The organism is Moorena sp. SIO2C4, assembly GCF_010672485.1.
Lineage (GTDB): Bacteria > Cyanobacteriota > Cyanobacteriia > Cyanobacteriales > Coleofasciculaceae > Moorena > Moorena producens.
Window position 1 is genome coordinate 1 of the sequence record NZ_JAAHGN010000655.1, and the last position, 4,274, is coordinate 4,274.

Below are 4,274 nucleotides of genomic sequence, written 5' to 3' on the forward strand. Positions count from 1 at the left end.
TCTGTAGTTCAAGCGTTTATAGTTCAAGTGTTCTTACAAAATTGACCTGCTCCCTATGTGTACCTCATAGCTATGAAAAATGCTATACAATTCGACGCAGCTTGGATATGAAAAATGCTATACAATTCGACGCAGCTTGGAAATGATATTACTTATTTTTTATAAAAATACTTTGGAGATTATAGAATAATTGTTAATTAATTTTTAATTCCTATGCCATCCGTAAAAATTCTGAAAAAAAAATCTATTTTCCCAGAAAATGCGGGATTGCACCCATGAATAAAAGTGTTTTTTTCGATATAAATATAATTATTGGTAAATGAAATTATCCGTTGATTTCAAAAACTAGTTATAGCTCGGTAATCAGACGCTCATTACCAATTACCAATTACCAATTACCAATTACCAAAAGGGAGGATTTATTAGTTGCAGCCATAATCAGAATTGGCATAAAGATTCTTGCTGTAGCTCTTAAAGAGGCTTTAGTAATGCACAATTATGATATTTTGGTCAAGGGTGTTTATGTTAAATTTTGTTACAAAAACTGTCATTCAGGCGTAAAATATGGAATTGAAGCCGAATAAATAGTTATAGGGTTAAAATCCCTGATTGGGCATTTTGCACCACCAACCTGACTTGACAATGGTCGTGAGTTCTCAGTGCTAAAGCCAATAAATCAATACACAAATTTGGTGAGTCTACACCCGGCTGGCAACATCTACTAGAGATTATGCGAATCCTAATATATTCTTACAACTATCATCCAGAGCCAATTGGGATTGCCCCATTGATGACTGAACTAGCAGAAGGGTTGGTCAAAAGAGGCCATGATGTTCGGGTCATTACTGCGATGCCCAACTATCCTCAACGTCAAATTTATGAGGGATATCGAGGAAAATTGTATCTTACCGAACACATCAAAGGTGTGATTGTAGATCGCTGTTATGTGCGGATTCGCCCGAAACCAAATTTGATCGACCGATTATTGCTAGAGGCAAGCTTTGTTGCTACCAGCTTCCTCAAGGCTCTGAGTTCTCCTCGCCCTGATATCATTATTTTAACTAGTCCACCACTGCTAGTTTCCCTACCAGCTGTGATTTTGGGGTGGATACACCGAACGCCAGTAATTCTAAATCTCCAAGACATTTTGCCAGAAGCTGCTATTAAAGTAGGCTTACTGAGCAACCAACCTCTAATCCGTGCATTAGAGGTTGTAGAAAGGTTTGCTTACCGCACAGTCACCAAAATCAGTGTGATTGCTGATGGCTTTACCGATAACTTGCGCAGCAAGGGTGTGCCAAGCTCTAAAATTGTGAAGATTACCAATTGGGTTGATGTTAACTTCATCCGTCCTTTACCAAAAGAAAACAACTCCTTTCGCACTGCCCATAACCTTAATGGTAAGTTCGTTATACTCTACTCCGGTAATATTGCCCTCACTCAAGGTTTAGAAACTCTGATTAAGGCAGCATCTAGGGTGCGTCACGTTCGAGATATTGTGATTGTGATCGTTGGAGAACAGAAAGCTTTAGGCCGACTAAAGCAGTGCTGTAAGACTTGGGACGCCAATAATGTTAAGCTGCTGCCATTTCAACCTCGGGAAAAACTACCGGAAATGCTAGCAGCAGCGGATGTGGGGTTGGTAATACAAAAGCAGAATGTAATTTCTTTCAATATGCCCTCCAAAATCCAAGTACTGCTAGCTAGTGGTCGCCCCATCCTAGCTTCTGTTCCTGCTAATGGAACCGCTGCCAGAGCTGTCAAAAAAAGCGGCGGTGGCATTGTTGTTCCCCCAGAGGATCCAGAAACTCTAGCAGAAACAATCTTAGAGTTGTATAAGGATCCCGCAAGAGTTACATTACTGGGCAACAGAAGTAGACAACATGCTCTTCAATATTATTCATTTGATCAAGCTCTCAACCGTTACGAAGAACTCTTTTCTGACATTCAAAATCAGCGGTTACTGGCAGCGGTTCAGAAGTCTTGATGAATCCCTTTTACTGATTAGGGAGTAGGGAGTAGGGAGTAGGGAGTAGGGAGTAGGGGTAACAAAATTGAATGCACCTCATAAGTATTAAACGTTCTTTAGTGGGATGCTAAAAACCATGACTCGAAATGCGTTCGCGAAGCGTGACCTACGGTCAATCGCGAAGCGTGGCCTACGGCCAATCGCACTCAACCCAACAATTCCTCCCCTGGAAAACGGTGACAGGCTGACTCAGGCTGAGTTTGAGCGTCGCTATGATGCCATGGCCGTTGAAGGTTGAAGGTTGAAGGTTGGTTTGTTGAACGCGATTGCGTGGCCTTTTGGCCAAGGTTGAAGGTTGAAGGTTGAAGGTTGGTTTGTTGAACGCGATTGCGTGGCCTTTTGGCCAAGGTTGAAGGTTGAAGGTTGAAGGTTGGTTTGTTGAACGCGATTGCGTGGCCTTTTGGCCAAGGTTGAAGGTTGAAGGTTGGTTTGTTGTTCGCGATTGCGTGGCCTTTTGGCCAAGGTTTAAGGTTATCCAATTCTTAGCACTCAAACGGTTACACATCAATTTCATCTGGCTATCTCCCCATCTCCTCATCTTCCCATCTCTCCACACTTCCCACACTTCCCACACTTCCCATACTTCCCACACTCTTGGCCTGTTCGCTATTCGATATAATAAAATAATTTTCTTAAAAAACCATTCCGATGATGTACGATACGATCGTGGTTGGCTCTGGTAACGGAGCCTGTGGGTTTCTGAGCTATTACCTAGAAGCTGGTAATGACAGGTCTATCCGGGAGCGGGTGTTAGTGCTGGAGGAGGGGGATGATTTCTTTACTACCAGCGACATTACCCACCAGAACAACTGGACTAAGTCCTACGCGGAGGAAAAGGTATTCAAGTTGCACAATGCCCTGACTCCCAAGGGAATTCCGATTATATCTGGGCGAGCCTGCACTATGGGTGGTGGCGGCTCGATTAACTATACCATGATGCATGAGTCGTCGGAGTGGCTGGCGACACATATTGGTCAAACGGCAGCCTATTGGGACAGCCTGAAGGCAGAGTTGAATCAGAAGTTTGCTAGACCAAACCCGGTAACCGATCCGTCACCTGTGACTAAACAAGTACTCCAGGCGGCTGAGAAGGTTGGTTTTGTGACCAGTACAGACGCTATCGACAATATTCCTAATTTGGAGGTGAGGGATACTGGCCTGTTGCACCTTTTTCCAACCCAGTTCAACTCATTTGGGCAGCGAACCCACAGCGGAGTATCCATTGTCGATTGGTTTGGCCAGGGAGTGGAGATCAAGACTAGGTGTAGGGTTGAGAGACTTGAGTTTTCTAAGGAGCAAGGGCAAAAACCACGGTGTGTGGGGGTGCATGTTAAGTACCTGGACACGGGGATGACGGAACGCTTGTCTTTGCTTCCTGATGGTGGAAAGGTGATTATGTGCGCAGGGGGTGCGACGCCACGGCTGCTCTGGTCTCACCGCGAGGAATTGGGAAACGATCTGATCGGGCAGCATGTGAATGACCATATTGTCATGCCCCTGGGTCTCTACGTGGTGGATAAGAGTATCGATGTTACCCCTCGGGATGTGTACATCTCTGTGTTTGCTACAACGGTATGGCAACCAGAACCAGAACAACCGGGACAGGAAACGGTTTGCTGCTTCGATTTCTTTTCTGGTAATTTTGAGAGGCTGTGGTTTATGATTGCCCACCTTTATCTGGCGTTCCTGTTCCCAAACTGGCTCAAGAAGTTCGTGATCAGGTTACCTTGGTTGTTTAATATCATCAAGAACGTGATTAGGGTGTTTCTTCAGGCAGTCAATTTCATCATTAACCTGTTATGGGGACTTTATAACTTACTTCAAGGCAAACCATGGCATGATGAAGCCCACTTGATTACTGCGGCGATTAAGTTTAATGCTGCTAAAGAGGGTTGCTATTCAAGGGACGACTCTCGGATTGAATTAGATTTCTTTGGAGAAGAGGAACAATCCCATTTCAATCAGGATAAAGTGGTAGCTAACAGTGAGATTGCCAAGCACATGGCACTGTTGAACGGCTTGGGAGAACAGCCACATTGGTTAGTTAAGTGGTTCTTGCGACTGGTAACTAAGATGCCCTACGAAGAGAACCAGATTGAGGAGTATGTTGATGTTTACAGTCGCAGGTTTTTACTGTCGGAGCAGCACTTGTCGGGGGGATGCCTATTCGGTAAGGCGATTGATAAAGGACTCGACAATGCAATAGATACTGGTAAAGTATACGGGTCAGCTAATGTCTATGTGG

The 4,274-nt window shown here is 44.3% G+C and carries 3 protein-coding genes and 1 pseudogene; 3 read left to right on the forward strand and 1 reads right to left on the reverse strand.

Translation table 11 applies throughout. The annotated features are described in order from the left end of the window. The first annotated feature begins 730 nt into the window (after nucleotides 1-730). Both F6K20_RS26535 and F6K20_RS40885 read left to right on the forward strand, forming a co-directional pair. Complete coding sequence (locus F6K20_RS26535; RefSeq protein ID WP_008187629.1) at nucleotides 731-1,987, forward strand: glycosyltransferase family 4 protein; 1,257 nt, start codon at nucleotides 731-733, stop codon at nucleotides 1,985-1,987. A 181-nt stretch (nucleotides 1,988-2,168) separates the two neighbouring features. Further along, nucleotides 2,169-2,252, forward strand: a pseudogene (locus F6K20_RS40885) (Uma2 family endonuclease); the annotation flags it as partial. Here the strand turns inward: F6K20_RS40885 and F6K20_RS26545 are convergent. Beyond that, nucleotides 2,240-2,491, reverse strand: coding sequence for a hypothetical protein (locus F6K20_RS26545; RefSeq protein WP_287263327.1), 252 nt, complete (start codon nucleotides 2,489-2,491; stop codon nucleotides 2,240-2,242). The pseudogene F6K20_RS40885 and the gene F6K20_RS26545 overlap by 13 nt on opposite strands. Before the next feature lie 186 nt (nucleotides 2,492-2,677). On the opposite strand from F6K20_RS26545, the gene F6K20_RS26550 reads away from it, so the two are divergent. Beyond that, a partial coding sequence (locus F6K20_RS26550; protein ID WP_287296629.1) for a GMC family oxidoreductase N-terminal domain-containing protein occupies nucleotides 2,678-4,274 on the forward strand: 1,597 nt, incomplete at its 3' end.